General features: G+C 58.1%; 9 protein-coding genes. 1 reads left to right on the top strand and 8 read right to left on the bottom strand.

Annotated elements, in window-relative coordinates:
• Positions 1-13 precede the first annotated feature (13 nt).
• The 5 genes from ABIA48_RS20625 to ABIA48_RS20605 all read right to left on the bottom strand — a co-directional run bounded on the left by ABIA48_RS20625 (position 14) and on the right by ABIA48_RS20605 (position 11,103).
• Entirely contained in the window at positions 14-4,606 is a 4,593-nt protein-coding gene (locus ABIA48_RS20625) for a neuraminidase-like domain-containing protein (RefSeq protein WP_429490973.1), read from the bottom strand.
• A gap of 92 nt (positions 4,607-4,698) precedes the next feature.
• On the bottom strand, positions 4,699-9,399 hold the full coding sequence (locus ABIA48_RS20620; protein WP_429490971.1) for a Tc toxin subunit A: 4,701 nt from the start codon (positions 9,397-9,399) through the stop codon (positions 4,699-4,701).
• A gap of 147 nt (positions 9,400-9,546) precedes the next feature.
• Positions 9,547-9,885 carry a hypothetical protein gene (locus ABIA48_RS20615; RefSeq protein ID WP_429490969.1) on the bottom strand — a complete coding sequence of 113 codons (339 nt, stop codon included), beginning with the start codon at positions 9,883-9,885 and terminating at the stop codon, positions 9,547-9,549.
• A gap of 250 nt (positions 9,886-10,135) precedes the next feature.
• Positions 10,136-10,495, bottom strand: a complete 360-nt coding sequence (locus ABIA48_RS20610) for a PilZ domain-containing protein (protein WP_429490967.1) — start codon at positions 10,493-10,495, stop codon at positions 10,136-10,138.
• Positions 10,496-10,728: 233 nt separating this feature from the next.
• Positions 10,729-11,103: a tetratricopeptide repeat protein gene (locus tag ABIA48_RS20605; protein WP_429490965.1), complete on the bottom strand. Its 375-nt coding sequence runs from the start codon at positions 11,101-11,103 to the stop codon at positions 10,729-10,731.
• Positions 11,104-11,273: 170 nt separating this feature from the next.
• Between ABIA48_RS20605 and pyk the strand changes: the two genes are divergently transcribed.
• The gene (pyk, locus tag ABIA48_RS20600; protein WP_007986125.1) at positions 11,274-12,725 is read left to right on the top strand and encodes a pyruvate kinase; all 1,452 of its coding nucleotides are present in this window, start codon (positions 11,274-11,276) and stop codon (positions 12,723-12,725) included.
• A gap of 190 nt (positions 12,726-12,915) precedes the next feature.
• Here the strand turns inward: pyk and ABIA48_RS20595 are convergent, their stop codons facing one another.
• The 3 genes from ABIA48_RS20595 to ABIA48_RS20585 are packed head-to-tail and all read right to left on the bottom strand — an operon-like array spanning position 12,916 to position 15,729.
• On the bottom strand, positions 12,916-13,665 hold the full coding sequence (locus tag ABIA48_RS20595; RefSeq protein WP_429490962.1) for an enoyl-CoA hydratase-related protein: 750 nt from the start codon (positions 13,663-13,665) through the stop codon (positions 12,916-12,918).
• A 29-nt stretch (positions 13,666-13,694) separates the two neighbouring features.
• Positions 13,695-14,630: an iron-sulfur-binding ferredoxin reductase gene (locus ABIA48_RS20590; RefSeq protein WP_429490960.1), complete on the bottom strand. Its 936-nt coding sequence runs from the start codon at positions 14,628-14,630 to the stop codon at positions 13,695-13,697.
• Positions 14,623-15,729 (bottom strand): GGDEF domain-containing protein, encoded by a 1,107-nt coding sequence (locus tag ABIA48_RS20585; RefSeq protein ID WP_429490958.1) that lies wholly within the window; start codon positions 15,727-15,729, stop codon positions 14,623-14,625. The genes ABIA48_RS20590 and ABIA48_RS20585 overlap by 8 nt, the downstream gene beginning before the upstream one ends.
• Positions 15,730-16,057: the final 328 nt, after the last annotated feature.

The raw sequence follows: 16,057 nt of genomic DNA, 5'->3' as shown, positions 1-16,057 counted from the left end.
AGAGATCAGCCATTCAGCTCTTGGAAACTGATTTAAGTTTGTCCAGAACTTTTTCCCGGTACGTAGTGTTCCCCATGAAGGCAAGGTAGCGAACACGCACAATGATGTCCGTCAGGCTATCCTTCAGAGCCTCTTGCTTGTCTTCTTTGCCCATCGGCAACTCGAGTCTCCACTTCGATACAGCGCCCGTCCCTTCGAAAGGCTGGTAGCGCTCATCACCGAAACTCATCATGTACTGGCCGCTATCGTCGATACCGGTGGACACTGCAATTTGCTGGCTGTTACGCAAGTTGAGTTTGATGTCAGGTGGCGTGCGCGACGCATCGGGCGCATAGAGGTAATCCAGTGATGCGACGACGGGTTTGACAGCCGTGATGCTCGATACCTGAGTGAGGACAAGTTGCACATCCTGATAAGGCCCCAACACCACCGGCAAAGTCACGTCCAGGTTGGTGATCTGTCGGCAGTAATGGCCCGGATAGTTGCAATCGAACAGCTTCTGGGGGAACTCGAAATCCAGGCTTCCCTCGTCCTTGAATTTTTTCAGGACCTCAGCCCAGTCATCCTGAGCCGGATCATCCTTGGCATTGGCATCGAACAGTTGACGCAGGGAAATGGTCTTGACCAACTCCAGGCGCCGCTCGTGACGATGGAGAAAAGCTGACTCCATGCGCAATAGGTCCAGGGCCATGGACTCACCGGCCATCAAGCCGTGATAGTTGTCCATCCACACGTTGGGGCGCACGAAGGTGGTGTCGTAATCGCCCATTTCGTATTGCCAGGAAGCCTGGGCGCTCAGGCACAGCCCGACCACGGCGTCATGCGCCTGGTAGTAGTGGGTGGCCATCTGGCTCAGCAACCAGCGATACAATTCGACATTAGTGGTTCGGGTTTTGTGGAACGAGTAGATCGCCTGGGCCTGCTCGGCGCTCTTTTTGGCTTGGCGCAAACTGGCCTCGGCGGCAGCAATTGCATGATTCTGGGCGAGGATCTGCTCGTCGATAATGTCTATTTCTGCGGTGGCCTGTTGTTCTTGAAAACTCCATTCGGCGGCACGGCGATTGTAGTGAGCGGTAAGACGCAGAGCCTCGGATGCCGCAAATGTAAGCGCCCCTGATCCTGCTAATACAGATGCTGCACTGAGCATGGGTGCACCTGCGTCTCCTGTCTCTTTCGTTACGACAGCCGCTGGGAACAGACCTACTGCACCGCCCCACGCTCCAAATTTTCCCGCCAGTGTTGCAACTCCGGCAGCTACCTCAGGAATGAACGCCGCAGCCCCCAGTAACCGGCCTACTCCTCCCAGGTAATCGCTATAGATTTCCAGCGCCAGCAAACCTGACGATTGCTGCTCCTTGTAATAATTCGCACGCTTTTGAAGCACTGCCTTGCTTTTCCCCAACCCGTCTTTTGCTGCCTTCAACTGATCGATCGTCGCTTTCTGTATCTCCTCGGCAAACGTACTCAGCTCAATCAAATGGCTTTGTTGCAACTCCTCCAATTGCCCGCGATCACGTTGCTCCATGAACTGCAGCACCTGCTGACCGAATCGCATCAAGGTCTGCACCGCATTTTGCGACGAGGCCAACATCGTGCGAAAACGGTAATGCGGAATGTTCAACCAGCCACCGGCACTGCGCGAAGCACCCGATGAGCCACCGGCCTGTGCGCGGAGCAAATCAAGTGGATTGGTCGGCGGCGCGAACAACGGTAACCACATCGGTTTGCCGTCGATAGTCAGGTTATTCGCCATGTTCGACACGCATTGTTCGATATGCCGCCACAAGTCCAGCAGCATCTCGTTGGTCGCCGGGCGGAATTCATCGAGTTCAAGGCCTGCCAACTGCGCAGTTCCCATCACCCGTTCCGGCAGGTTAGCGACATTGACCTCAATCGACTGCTCAAACAGCTCCAGTTTCGAGGGGGTGCCAGCTGCGCCGGGGTTGAGGATTTCTGTCACCGACTTCGGCACCCAATGACTCATGGGGGCGACATCAGGTTTGGGGCCGAGCAGCGCCAGTGCCCGTTCATACAACAACTTGGCCGCCACCAGATCGTCCCGGGTCAAGCGACGGTACAGGGAGTCGGCGTGGGCAAGAATGCAGCGCACGTACCCCATGAAGATGGTCTTGCGATAGATGACCGGGCTGGCGTACGCCATGGCGTCCGGGTCCACCAGGTTGTCGGCTTCGGCACCGGCATAACCGGGTTCGAGCAACGGCCGGCAGTACCAGTGACCTTCTTCGACCGGCATATCTTTTTCACGTTTGTTTTGTGGGTCGAAGAGGTAATGAAACCAGCGTTGAGACTCCAGATAGTTGCGTTCCTCGCACAACCGATGGGCAATCAGGAACGGTAGATGGAAAAACAGTTCCCAATAGAAAATGCCATGGGCACTTTTGAAATCCATCGGCACCGATGCATAACTGCCCACCGCGCCTTCCGGAGCAGGTTCTGGACTGTGCTGGGTCTCCCAGGACAGCAGCTCATCAATCGACATCGCCACTTTCGATTTCAGTACCGGCCCAAACGGCGAATTAAGCCGAACCCAGCGTAATCTGGATAAACCCAGCGACTGCAAATCCAGAAACTGTGCACCCGAAGCCTGTGTATCGAGCAGTGGCAAGCTACTGGCTGCGGGCGCCTGATAGATGGTGACGTCGTATTTGTCACGCCCTCGGGTACCGTTGTCATCACCCCAGGTCACGCTCAACGTCTTGCCCGCCGGATCGCCCTGCCATGGATATTCAATCCAGCCGGAGGCATACCAATGCTCCAGATCAAAGGCAAAATTCTGGGCCTCGAGCTGAGTATTCCCATCAAAGAGTTTCAAGCCGAAGCCGAGGTGTTGCGGTTTTGCGTTGACTGAAAGCTTGTTCACCATATCGTTGAATCGGGCCGCACCGAGGCCGGTACGAATCGACATACCGGCACCACCAAACGCTTCGTCAGGCCGCCTTAGCGCCAACTGCTCCAGGTGCTCTTGAGTCAAGTCGATCACTTGCGTCGCCCGCCGCCAGCCATTGGCGTCAGAAAAGGCATTGGCCTCGATAACGCCCAACACAGACTCCTTTTCCTCCATGTCCTTGAACAGCAGCTCGACTTTAGTTGCTGCAGTTTGCAGATGGCAGGTCAACAGTACCGATGTGGGTCCCTCGTATGAAACCTCGAAAAAGGCAAACGCATTATTAAATTTATGCTGAGAAAGCAGGACGATTTCTTTCAAATTGAAATCGGTTCTTGATGCCTGACACAAACCTTGAACCTGCAGGCGATTCTGAATGACGCCTTTGTCATCCAACTGGCTGCTGAAGTTAAGATTCACTCCCAGCGTACCGCTGAGATCGCCCTCGATGGTTCCACCACTCGCCGGAGCCCGAAGCTCCCGATTCAGCGACGCATACTCGTCACGAGTTACTTTGTGCTGCAGCGAGCGTTGGTCTTGGAATCGTCCGCCAGACCAGCTTTGCAACGTAGCGACCTTGACCGGTTGCGGCTGCGAATAGGCATCCACACAAGCAAACAGCCACCCTGGTGCTGTGTCAGCGCGCCAGGCTTGTGCAGCCGGCGCAACACCAAGTGAAGTGAAACTTACGGCCAGCCAGTCATCGATGTCTTTGCGAGGGCCTGCAACCGTTACCGCCACCAAACGTATGGCATCCTTGTTCAGAACGGCGAACTCTTCCTTGCGCAAGCTGACCGGCGTCGACCAGATGCCGCTCAAGTCCAGCCACGACAACTTTGCCTCCACGGTCCAGGCGCCGGGTTTAGTGATGTTGCCGTCCGTGTCCTTTTCATCCTTGGCTTGTTCGCCTTCGATATACACAAGGCTCAGCCGCCCACCGAACACCACCGGGCGCACCGCCAGCACCTCGAGCCCGGCAGGCAGCACCAATTCCTCCCATTCGCTCCAGGCCGCTGGATTGAGGTAGTCCTGGTCCTTGTTTTTCTCGTTGATGTGCACCCGGACCTTGCGCCAGAAGTAGGAGTAAGGCTGCTCCGTCTGTCGGCCGATAAAGTAGTAGTGGCTGTTCTTGAAGGTCGGTACGTTCGGCTCAGTCGATGGTTTGTCGGTGCTATCGATGTACGCGGATATCAACTTCAAGTTGCAAACTTTCTCGAACTTGCCCAAGTGTTCATAGAGTGCAGCCTGAACTGACGCATCGCTGATACGGGCCTGGGACAAGTTGTTTTCAAGCTCGGTAAACGACTTGGTTTTTTTCAGGCGCAACCCCGGAGAAATGTAGTTTTCCGGATAGTCCTCAAGCATCTGATAACCCGCCCAATCGCTGATATTGCACAAGCGCTTGTGCCAGTACTCCAACTCATCCGCAGTAAATTTATCGCTGTAGCCGGGCTCCATCTTCGAATAGATTCGCCCCAGATAACGCTGCAAGCAGGCAATAGCTTCGGCCAGCGGCGAGGTATCGACCTTGGCGGTCATCTGTGTGTCCATCAACAGATACTGTTGAACGTCGTCAATGGTCGTCAGGTTGAGAGGCTGCTCACGACGTTGATCCTGGGTGGTTGCGACGTGACTTCGGTAGTAATCCACCAATGCACTACGACGGCGCTCTGCCAATGCTCCGATAACGGGTTTGTTCATCGCAACTCTCCTTTCATGGCCATGACCCAGTCGCACTTACCGCGAAGTCGGCCTCAATGTTTTTTTCAGCGCAGGCAGTAACCAGCGCGCAGTCAGGCGTCTTCTTGCGATAGCGGATTAGTGACTACTAAAGAGGAATGACCTTTGAAACCCCATTCCGATTGTGCCTCCTCGGTGCCCAAATACCCCTTCAACACCAAAGACTGGTCAACCCTGTTGCACAACCAGGTCAATTCGAATTCACCGCTGCGCAGGTCCGCGCAATCGATGGTCCAGCCCATGGTGTCGCCGACCACCTCGCTGTAGGCCCCGGTCAATGGTGCGAATGTCATCCCCATCGCCTTGGCGGAGAACGCGCCGCTCCAACCCAACGCGGCCCGTGCGCCTGTGAGATCGAGGTTGGTTTCTGGTGTGAGCTCCAGTCGGTACTTGTGTCCGCGGATGAAGTTGAACGTAGTGTTCGGCTCAATCGTTTCCTCGACAGGGGTGCCAGTGGTATCGATCAGCTTGATACTCCACTTCAGGGGTTCGACTACTTCAAGATTGAACGTCTTCGAACCGCTGGCACCGGTGGCCGTTACGGTGTATCGGCCAGGCTTGTCGGCCAGGAACGGAAAGGTCGAGCGGCCTTTGGCATCTGTTGCCACCCGCTCTTCGGGCAGAGGATCATCACCTGGTTGGGCATCCTCATAGACAACCTTCCAGACAATCGGATAGCGCGCAATCGGATGGGCGTCGTTGTTCGCCGCTTCCCTGACCTCGACCCACAGCAGGCTGGGCCGGTCAGAACCTGCCACGGGCAGCAGGTAATCAACCGCTTGCCCGCTAATCACCGCGTCACCCGCCACATCGATTTCACGCGTCATACTGCCGCCGGTGACAGTCGCCTTGAATACAAATGTACCTTTGGCAATATTGGCGACAGTGCACGTTGCTTCGCCATCCACATTGGTAACGCTGGATGGAAGCGACGTCGCGTCCTGAAGCCACGTGACTTCCACATCTTTGACCGGACGCCCATCCAGGCCAATGACTTTGCAACGCAACTCCAGGGGTAACCCGGCCACGGCGGGTGAGATCGCCTCCAGCACAACAACACGTGGCCGATCGACGAACTTGATGTTCTCGAACTTGAGCAAGTCCTTGTTCGCGTACTGCGCGGTCACAGTGATGTTGTCTTCGGGTGAGCGACTACGCACTCGAGTGCGGGCAAAACCGTCCTTGTCGGTATAAGACACCACCGGGTCCAGGTGCCCGGCCGTACATCCCCACCGAACAGGGCGATCGATGGCAAAATTGTCAAACCGATCCACCAGCCTGACTTGCAGTTCCAGGTATTCGAGATCACCCGCCAGCTTCTCATCAAAAGGCGGTGCGGAGATATCGCCTGGCAGGTAGTCGAGGGAGTCTTCATCACAGTCGATCAAGATCGGCTCCGCGTAGACCCGCTGCCCCAGGCCATACCGGGCAACCACCGTGGCCAGGCCCATCCAGCTACCGGCCTTGAAGCGCACACTGGCGCGCCCTTCGTGGTCTGTGATCGACTCCAGGTCCTGCAAGCCGCTGCGTTCGCACTCCCATGTCACGGTGATGTTGGACAAAGGCTCGTTCTGGAAATCCCGCAACGTCACCTCGACTCTTGAATACTCGCCCGGGGCATTGCAGATCAGCTGTTGGTGGGAGACGGTCATGCTGCCCGCAACACTTTGCCCGACCTCACCGAACTCCAGCGCCTTGCTCTGGATGGCCGACTCGGACAAGCATTGCAGGGCATGTTCTGCCGCCTGACGGCAACTGACGACATCACTCTCCGGACTGAGCGCACCCAACGTCAGAATGGCATTGGCATCCAGGCCGGTCTTAGCCGCAAAGCCCCGTGCACGAATAACGAAATCAAGTTGGGATAATTCGCGAATCAGTGGTTTTTCGGAGTTCAGGTAGTTAGCGCACTCCAGGACCTCCTTGATACCCCACTTGAGCGCCTGCGCCAGTGAACTCGCTGCCGCGTCGCGAATCAGGCGCAGGTCTTCCGGAGTCAGTTGAGCGGGAAGGTCATTCACCAGTTTCAAGTATGCCAGCAGCTTCTCGGCCGGCTCCTCGGTGTGCACTACCGCCCTACCGTAGATGGTCAACAGGTAGAACGAGTTGAGGGTCAGCTCTTCGATTTGCCGCAGCCCAAACCAACGCCAGTGCTCCTGGGTGGTAAGGGTGGTCAGCATCGCCGAACTCAGCGCCAGTTTTTTCACCACCGCAGTGCGCCGGACCAGGTGAGCCAGCACTTTCAGAATGTCATCACCGAGCTCAATGGTCGGTTGGGCCATCGTCCCGGCGCCCAACACACGCATGGTTTCGTTGAGCAGCAGGTAGACCCCGCCCGACTCGACCCAGCGCAAAACCACCAGTGCCAGGTCTTGTGCAATGTTCAGGTAAACCGACAGGCTTTCCTGAACGACAGCGCTCTGCGCCGCACGCGTTTGCAGCATTATGGCCAGAATCGTGGCCTTGACCCGTTCGACCTGGGTGACATCAATCTGCGCTAACTCGACTGCCCCGTCGATCTCGCCCTTGGCGAACGTTTCGTAAGCCTCTTCGTCAACGGCATGGCCGCTGAGCACCAATCCCTTCTCATCCACCAATTGGTCCAGAAGCGTCAGCCAGTCGCTGCCCAGGCTGACGGCAAGCGGCGGAACCCCCGCCCCCAGCAGCGTCTCCTCACTCAACCGGGTCGGTTCCAGCCGCTTGCGCAGTTCCTGCAACAATGTCAGCTCTGCTTCCGAGGCAAAGACCGGAACCACAACCGGTGCCACGTGTTGCACCAGCCAGATCACCTCCAGATCGTTTTCGCGGCACCATTCGATACAGGAATGCACCGCATGCAGCACATTCAACACGTCGGCCTTGGTAATAGTCCGATAACCGCTGATGCGCGGCGCGCCCAACAGTTCACGTAACCAATCGCTGCCATTGGGGCTCATGGTCTCCAGCAGCGCAGCCAGTTCGATGGAAGTAATACCGCAGAACGAGGCCAGCCGCACCACCCGGTACAGGCTCGAAAGAATCGGCAAACTGCGCGTCAGTTCGCCGCGCAGGCCATAGCACTCCGCGACGACCCTGGCCAGATAACGCCAGGTTTCCAGATTGATGCCAAGGCCACTGCAAATCTGGTCAACCGTGCGTCGATCAATCTCTGTTTGCGGGTGAATGGCAAAAGCCCCACCGTCGAGCTGAAGTGGCGTTTCAAACAATGATTGTGCGTTGAACACACGATCAAACTGGGACTTTCTCTCGCCCCGGCCAAATGCGCTCATTTCGTCGATCAGCGCTGCAAAATCTTCCGCCGAACAGTTGTAGTGGCGACGAAACTCCTGGAAAAGACCGATGGCCCTCAAGGTATTGCCGCTGATTTTGTAGGGTTGAGTTGCGGTTAATTCTTCGGGCTCATCTCCAACCGGGGCGCGTTGTTCGGCGCGTATGGCCGCAACCACCAGGCGATCGCATTCTTCGTAGGGCAAATCAATGCGCCTGGCCAGCCGAAGCATCCGGTTGATCAGGTCGAATCGGCGCTGCGTAGCGTTTGCGAGCCTTCTTTCTATTTCGTCTGTCCCGGATTCGGTCACCCCGATTGCAGGTTCATTACCATCGGCATTGATGAACACCGAGCCGAAAATATTGGGTTTTGGCACAGCAAGTGTTGGCACGTTAGGAGAAACCGTGGGCGCGTAACGCTCAATCGACAGCAGGCTGGCCAGCGTGTCTGAATTCATCGAAGTGTGGGTACAGAACTTCACCACATCCTGCAAATCAGCGTAACTTGCGCCGAAGTTGTTCTGGAAGAACTGCGCATTGGTGGTTTCCGGGTCGGCGTCAATACGGCCCGTGCGAGGGTCTATATACGGGTTCGACTCAGCGCTCTGTGATGCCGCATCAAATCTGTAGCGGTCCTCCAGCAATATCGCCTGCATGGCCGGGCCAAGTCCGCTGGACTGGCGCATCGCGGTATCCGAACAGCTTCCGTGAGCGCCCGGATTCTTGAAATAAGGAGAATCCGGATCCGCAATACGCACCACATCGCCCAGGGACAGATCGTTCTGTTTCAGCACGTAGTCCCATTGCTCCTGGTACCACTCGAACGGCAACGTGGTCATTGGGTATCGGGTGTTAAGCAGTCGATCATCAACCACCTCATTTTCCAGCCCCCAGGCGGCGGCATGATCTTCGATGATGCGATCGAGCACCTCATTGACCAGCACCACCGTCGGGGTGATCCGATAGGCCATTTCCGGATTGATTTCACGTGTTGCGAGGTCAGGACGCCGATCCTGCAGTTTTATTTTCTGCCCGCCACTTACCACTCGTTCTTCCAGTTCAAGAGCCTTGCGATACAACTCCACGAAGTACGCGGCGGGCGAATCATTGGCATCCAGACTGCCCACAGGCGTGGTATTTCCCCAGGCCAGTTTGAACAAACGGTGATAGTCGGGACCTTCCACCCAGGAGCGAATACCGGTTTCATGCAAGGGGTTTCGCGGTGTATAGCGGGTCAATCGATGGTTACGGTACTGGCGCGCAAGGTGTACCAACACGCTATTGGCTTTATCCAGCAGAACACTTGCCTCAGGGCTGGAGAGTTCAAAGGTGTTCATCAGTCCCTGTTGCCCCAACCTCACCAACTGCAAGACTGAACGGCTCTCTTCGAGGAAGCGCTGGCCTTGCGCCGTTTCTGCGATCCGCTCCCGACCGACTGTCGAGTCGAACAGCTGTGAAAGGAGTGAAGGGCGAGTGTCCTGATTCATGCTGACTCTCCGGCAGTCATTAGCGATGGATTCAGATATACCCGAAGAACCCAATGCCAAATACCTGTGATAAATGACAGTTACGACGAACGGTAAGAATTGCAGCGCGTTCGAAAGCGAATCTTTCCTAACTAGTTCTTCTGCAAACTAGAGCGTCTTTGGCGGGGTCAATACATAAAAGTATTTGATAAATACCCATGGGGAATTTTCATTATCCGAGCCGTTGAACCATTTCCCCAGCGTATGCAGCTCATGAGGACCAGGAGATAGCGCTTGTGAAAATTTTCCCAAATGGGCGTCTTTCTCCAGCTTTGGCCCGTCATAGTAAAAATCGATCAGGAACTTCTTCGCGGTATAATGCCCTCCGCTTCCCGGCGTGATGTCGATACTTACAGGCGATCGGTAAACCTCGCCGCTACGAGGGCTGTTGACATCGGGCGGGCTGATATCAACTAACGGGCGTGGATCTTCTTGAAGGTTTGCCATTTTTCCAATCTCCATTCGTAGAACAACCAGTCATTACACGGTGTCATTGCTACCGCCTTCGCGACGCAAAAACACCTGTAACAAATGACAGTTCAGACGATCGGTATATCGATCTTCAATTGGAGTTGGTGCTGACGCCCTCGCGAACAAGTCCGCCTCTTGGCTGCTCGATGCCGTAAAACAGGAACCATGGACACAGGTAATCGAATATGTGGAACGGACTCGTTCACAAAGCTTTCAACACTTCAAGTCAGGCCGACGCAGGCAACGTCTGAAAACTGAAGTACTGCTTCAACGCCTCCACCAATTGCCCATACTCCGGCGGAGCCCGTTGCAGGCTGAATCCGGCGTCGTAATGTTGGGGGGTTGCGTCTTCGTGGCACCACAGGCAACAGGCCTGCAAATCGATGATCTGCTGGCCACCTTCGCTGGCGGGAATTTTCAGGCGCAGATTGAAGTCCGCGCCGATCATCATCGGCAGCTGGCTGATCAGCATCAACCCGTCGTCGGAGACATTGCCCAGATAGCCGATGGGTTTACCGGTGATACCGTTGAACACTTTCAGGAAGTACGGCAGTTGATGCCGCTCGATTCGGCGGTCGGTGAACATGTGCAATTTCGCTATGCAAGGCCCTTAAGCAGAGCCGCACTACTGCTTCGGAACGGGTACGCATGTGTCGTTGCCCGCTCTCCCCGCTCCCGGTGCGCCAGTCGTTGTAGCGCAGAGTCCTGCTTGTGCCGGTCACAGGTGTTGCCCCGATTCCAGAGATCAGGCTCCAAACCGGTTCCTTCGACTATAGCTCACCCCTCGCCGCCGAGGCGGCGATTAGAGGGCTGCCGCCATCAGAACTGCGTCGGTTTTGCCGCTGCTGCACTGCGCGTCGGGTAGTGACCAAGGCTCTGCAAGGTTTCCAGGCGTGCGTGGGCACGGTAGGCGTATTCGCTTTGCGGATACGAGGCGATGATGAACTGATAGGTCTGGGCCGCGTCGATGAACATCTTCTGCCGCTCCAGGCACAGGCCGCGCATCATCGACACTTCCGGCCACACATAAGGCCGCGCGCGGCTGTCGCGCTCGACCTTGGACAGTTCAAGCATCACCTGCTCGCAATTGCCCCGGTCAAAGGCGCTGTAGGCATTGTTCAAATGATGGTTCATCGACCAACGGGTGCAACCCGTGACACTGAGGGCAAGGGCGGCAATGAGCACGAATCGCATGGGGGATCTCCTGTCTTGAACCCTGTATCGACCCGTGGTCGGAAATCTTCAGGCTGCGGATGCAAAGTTGTGGGGTTCAATAAAGAAAGCGATAAGTAGTGCATTCGAACAATGACTACAACTTCGGAGCATAGTAGCCTCACTCAGCGCTTGAACTCAGGAGTCTTTGCATGTCCGTCCGTCGTACCAAAATCGTCGCCACCCTTGGCCCGGCCAGTAACTCGCCGGAAGTTCTCGAACAGCTGATTCTGGCTGGCCTGGACGTCGCCCGCCTGAACTTCTCCCACGGCACCCCCGACGAGCACAAGGCTCGCGCGAAGCTGGTGCGTGACCTCGCCGCCAAGCACGGCCGCTTCGTCGCCCTGCTGGGTGACCTGCAAGGCCCGAAAATCCGTATCGCCAAATTCGCCAACAAGAAGATCGAGCTGAAGATCGGTGATCAATTCACCTTCTCCACCAGCCATCCGCTGACCGAAGGCAACCAGCAAGTGGTCGGCATCGACTACCCGGACCTGGTCAAGGACTGCGGCGTGGGCGACGAGCTGCTGCTCGACGACGGTCGCGTAGTGATGCGCGTCGATACCGCCACCGCCACCGAACTGAACTGCACCGTGACCATCGGCGGCCCGCTGTCCGACCACAAAGGCATCAACCGTCGCGGTGGCGGCCTGACTGCTCCGGCCCTGACTGAAAAAGACAAGGCCGACATCAAGCTCGCTGCGGAAATGGAAGTCGACTACCTCGCGGTATCCTTCCCGCGTGACGCCGCCGACATGGAATACGCCCGTCAACTGCGCGACGAAGCCGGCGGCACTGCCTGGCTGGTGGCGAAGATCGAACGCGCCGAAGCCGTGGCCGATGACGAAACCCTCGACGGCCTGATCAAGGCGTCCGACGCGGTGATGGTTGCCCGTGGTGACCTGGGTGTGGAAATCGGCGACGCCGAACTGGTGGGCATCCAGAAGAAGATCATTCTGCACGCACGCCGCCACAACAAGGCGGTGATCGTCGCGACCCAGATGATGGAGTCGATGATCCAGAACCCGATGCCAACCCGCGCCGAAGTGTCCGACGTAGCCAACGCCGTGCTCGACTACACCGACGCCGTGATGCTCTCGGCCGAAAGTGCTGCCGGCCTGTACCCGCTGGAAGCCGTTCAGGCCATGGCGCGCATCTGCATCGGTGCCGAAAAGCACCCGACCAGCAAGACCTCCAGCCACCGCATCGGCAAAGAGTTCGAGCGCTGCGACGAGAGCATTGCGCTGGCGACCATGTACACCGCCAACCACTTCCCGGGCGTGAAGGCGATCATCGCCTTGACCGAAAGTGGCTACACCCCGCTGATCATGTCGCGCATCCGCTCCTCGGTGCCGATCTATGCGTTCACCCCGCACCGCGAAGCCCAGGCTCGCGCGGCGATGTTCCGTGGCGTGTACACCATCCCGTTCGATCCAGCCTCGCTGGCGCCGAACGAAGTCAGCCAGAAGGCGATCGACGAGTTGGTCAAGCGTGGCGTGGTCGAGAAAGGCGACTGGGTCATCCTGACCAAGGGCGACAGCTATCACACCACCGGCGGCACCAACGGCATGAAGATCCTGCACGTTGGCGACCCGATGGTCTGAGTGACCGGTTGCTGAAAAACAAAAGCCCCGCCATGTGAATGGCGGGGCTTTTGCATTCTGATCCATTTTTTGTTGTGCCTGATCCGGCCCCTTCGCGAGCAAGCCCGCTCCCACACTGGATTTATGGTGTCCACAAAATCCCTGTGGGAGCGGGCTTGCTCGCGAAGGGGCCGGCCCAGACACCGAAAACTCAATGCCGCTTGATAAACCCGGTCAACGCCGCCAATGCCTCCGGCGACCGCAGCCGCTGGGTGAACAACGCCCCCTCCTCTTCAATCACCTTGCGCAACCGCTCCCGGTCCGGCGCTTTCATCAATTGCTTGCTGATGCGTACCGCTTCCGGTGGCAAGTCCTCAAAGCGCAGCGCCATTTCCCGCGCCTTGGCCAAGGCTTCTTCGCCACTGCCCAAGGCTTCATTGGCAATGCCCCACGCAGCCGCCTGTTCACCGCTGAAACTTTCACCCAGCAGCAACAACTCCGCCGCTTTAGCCTGCCCGAGCAGACGCGGCAGGATCAGGCTGGAACCGAACTCAGGACACAAACCAAGGTTGACGAACGGCATGCGCAACCGCGCATCACGGCTGACGTAGACCAGATCGCAATGCAGCAGCATCGTCGTGCCAATGCCCACCGCTGCACCGGCGACCGCTGCGATCACCGGTTTGCGACATTCGAGCAAGTTGAGCATGAACTGGAACACCGGGCTGTCGAGGCTGGTCGGTGGTTGCTGGATGAAGTCGGCGATGTCGTTGCCGGCGGTGAAGCACTCGGCAGAGCCGCTGATCAGTACGGCATTGATCTCGGGGTCGCTGTCAGCCTGTTTCAGCGCTTCGGCCAGGTGGCTGTACATGGCGCGGGTCAGGGCGTTTTTCTTGTCCGGGCGATTCAGGCGCAGGGTCAACAGGCCGCGTTCGCGTTCAACTTGGATGGCATCGGTCATGGCAGGTCTCGCGTCTGAAAAGTCAGCGCTCAACCACGGGGCAGGAATACATCGGCCAGCAGTTGATTGCGCGGCAATCCCGCCAGGTACAGGCGCCGGGCGAAGGCGTCGACACTGTCGGGGGCTCCGCAGAGTAAGGCCAGGGTTTGCCGGGAAACAAGCCGCAGTTGCGCCAAATCCGCTGGCAACCCGGCCGGGGTCCACAGCTCGATACTCAGGTTCGGACGGCTGGCGGCCATGGCCTGCAGAGGTTTGGCCAGATAGTGTTCATCGGCATCATGGGCCAGGTGAATGACGCGAATGGCGCCCTGGTGATCCTGGCGCAGCGCTTCGCGCAGCACACCAAACAATGGCCCCAACCCGGTGCCGGCCGCCATCAACCACAACGGCCGGGCGTGCCAGTCCGGATCGTAATGCAAGGCGCCGCCGCGCAATTCACCGAGACGGATCGGATCGCCGATCTGCATTTGCCTGGCTGCATCGCTGAACTCCCCGGGCTGGCGGCAATCGAGATGGAACTCCAGAAAACGGTCTTCCTGCGGCAGGCTGGCGAGGGAATACGGTCGCGCCACGTTGCCTGTCCACAACACCAGGTGCTGGCCGGCGCTATAGCGCAATGAGCGCTGCGGGGTGACCCGCAAGCGCAGCACCGTGGTGCTCAGCCAATCGACCGCGGCGACCTCGGCCGGCTGGCCATCGAGCTGCGGGTCGAAGGCGTGCACTTGCAAGTCCTCGACCACCTGGCACTGGCACGCCAGGCGCCAGCCCTGTTCACGCTGCTGTGCACTCAGGGCATCGGGGCGGCTGTCGCTCGGCAGGCCCCGCACACATTGCACCAGGCACGCATGGCAACTGCCGGCGCGGCAACTGTAAGGCACCGCAACGCCGTTCTGATTCAACGCATCGAGCAGATTGCTGCCCGCCGCCACCGACCAGTGGCGCTCGCCAACCTGCAGCTCAGGCATCGATGTTCTCCCACGCCGCCGCGCATCGGTTGCGACCGTCACGCTTGGCGCGATAGAGCGCCTGATCGGCCTGTTGCAGGGCGTCATCGAGGTCGTCGCCCAGCTCCAGCAGGGTCATGCCGGCGGACAGGCTGAGGTTGCGCACATTCAGACCGATCAACTCGACATCGGTGAACGCGATGCGCAGCCGCTCGCAGCACGAAGTCAAACTGTCGGCGTCGCAGTCGGGCAGCAACACCACGAACTCTTCGCCGCCGTAGCGGGCCAGAACGTCACCGTCGCGCAGGCACGCGGTGGCAACGCCGGCAAAGGCTTGCAGGACCTGATCGCCAGCGGCATGACCGTGCAGGTCGTTGATGCGCTTGAAGTGGTCGAGGTCGATCAGCGCCAGGCCATGCACGACACCGGCCTCCATGGCCTTCAGCTCGCGGGACGCCAGGCGCAGGAAATGCCGGCGATTGAACAGGCCTGTGAGCTCATCGGTGGCCACCAGGCCTTCGAGCTGGCGCATCATTCCCCGCAGAGTGTCCTGGTGCGCCTGCAACGCAAAACGCCGCTGGCGCATACGCTTTCGCGAGGCCTGGACATGGCTGGCGTACAGCACCAGCCACACCAGCACGATGAACAGCACACAGACCTGCAACACCGCCATGGCCGGGTCGGGCAGCTGGAAGTGGTAGCCCTCCCACAGCGTGATCGCACTGAAACTGAGAAACACCAGCAGCGCGCATCGTACAAAAGACCGGCGTGACAGGTGGAACAGGCCGAACAGCAGGATCAGGACGTAAAACACCAGAAACGCACCCCGGGCTTCGTCCAGGTGGGCGATCAACCAGGTTTGCCATCCCAGCCCGAGCAACACTTGTGCCTCGGTCAGGCTGGGATCGGCGAAGCGCAGGTTGCAGCCGCTGTAAAACACCGCGAACAGGGTGGCCTGGCTAATCACCACCAGCGTGCTGCCGATGACGACACTGGAAAGCGGCGCGTCGTAGTGACCGGTAAAAAACGCCAGCCAAAGCAATAGCAAGGCCAGGGCATAGGTACCGGCCGCGAGGGCGAAACGTTTGAGCAACAGGCGCTGGATGGCGTTTTGGGTCAATCGTTGACTCACCAAATGAAAGAAGACTGACAGAGCGTCCTACTCTACAGACCGTATGTCACTTTAGTGGCGTGGCCGATAAATGACCATTCAATTTTCGGGATGGATAGTAAGAGCATCGCAGGACTCTGTGGCGAGGGGGCTTGTCGGACCGCCGCACCGCCCCGTTCGGTTGCGAAGCAGCCGTAAAACCGTCGCATGTAATCCGTCTGACACAACGCGTTGCCTGCTTCCGGGACTGCTCCGCAGTCCAACGGGGGCAAGCCCCCTCGCCACAAAAGCCATCACCACACGCCTGCCGCTTGTAACTTGCCGCTTGAAGCGGCTT

Source organism: Pseudomonas sp. S30_BP2TU TE3576 (assembly GCF_050436025.1).
Classification (GTDB): Bacteria; Pseudomonadota; Gammaproteobacteria; order Pseudomonadales; family Pseudomonadaceae; genus Aquipseudomonas.
Note: the sequence above shows the minus strand (reverse complement) of the source record. Positions and strands in the feature narration are given on the sequence as shown.

Excerpts from the sequence above, each read along its gene's own strand:
- ABIA48_RS20605 (WP_429490965.1), bottom strand. The coding sequence starts at position 11,103 with ATGCGATTCGTGCTCATTGCCGCCCTTGCCCTCAGTGTCACGGGTTGC.
- ABIA48_RS20595 (WP_429490962.1), bottom strand. The coding sequence starts at position 13,665 with ATGACCGATGCCATCCAAGTTGAACGCGAACGCGGCCTGTTGACCCTG.
- ABIA48_RS20610 (WP_429490967.1), bottom strand. The coding sequence starts at position 10,495 with ATGTTCACCGACCGCCGAATCGAGCGGCATCAACTGCCGTACTTCCTG.
- ABIA48_RS20615 (WP_429490969.1), bottom strand. The coding sequence starts at position 9,885 with ATGGCAAACCTTCAAGAAGATCCACGCCCGTTAGTTGATATCAGCCCG.
- ABIA48_RS20625 (WP_429490973.1), bottom strand. The coding sequence starts at position 4,606 with ATGAACAAACCCGTTATCGGAGCATTGGCAGAGCGCCGTCGTAGTGCA.
- ABIA48_RS20590 (WP_429490960.1), bottom strand. The coding sequence starts at position 14,630 with ATGCCTGAGCTGCAGGTTGGCGAGCGCCACTGGTCGGTGGCGGCGGGC.
- pyk (WP_007986125.1), top strand. The coding sequence starts at position 11,274 with ATGTCCGTCCGTCGTACCAAAATCGTCGCCACCCTTGGCCCGGCCAGT.
- ABIA48_RS20620 (WP_429490971.1), bottom strand. The coding sequence starts at position 9,399 with ATGAATCAGGACACTCGCCCTTCACTCCTTTCACAGCTGTTCGACTCG.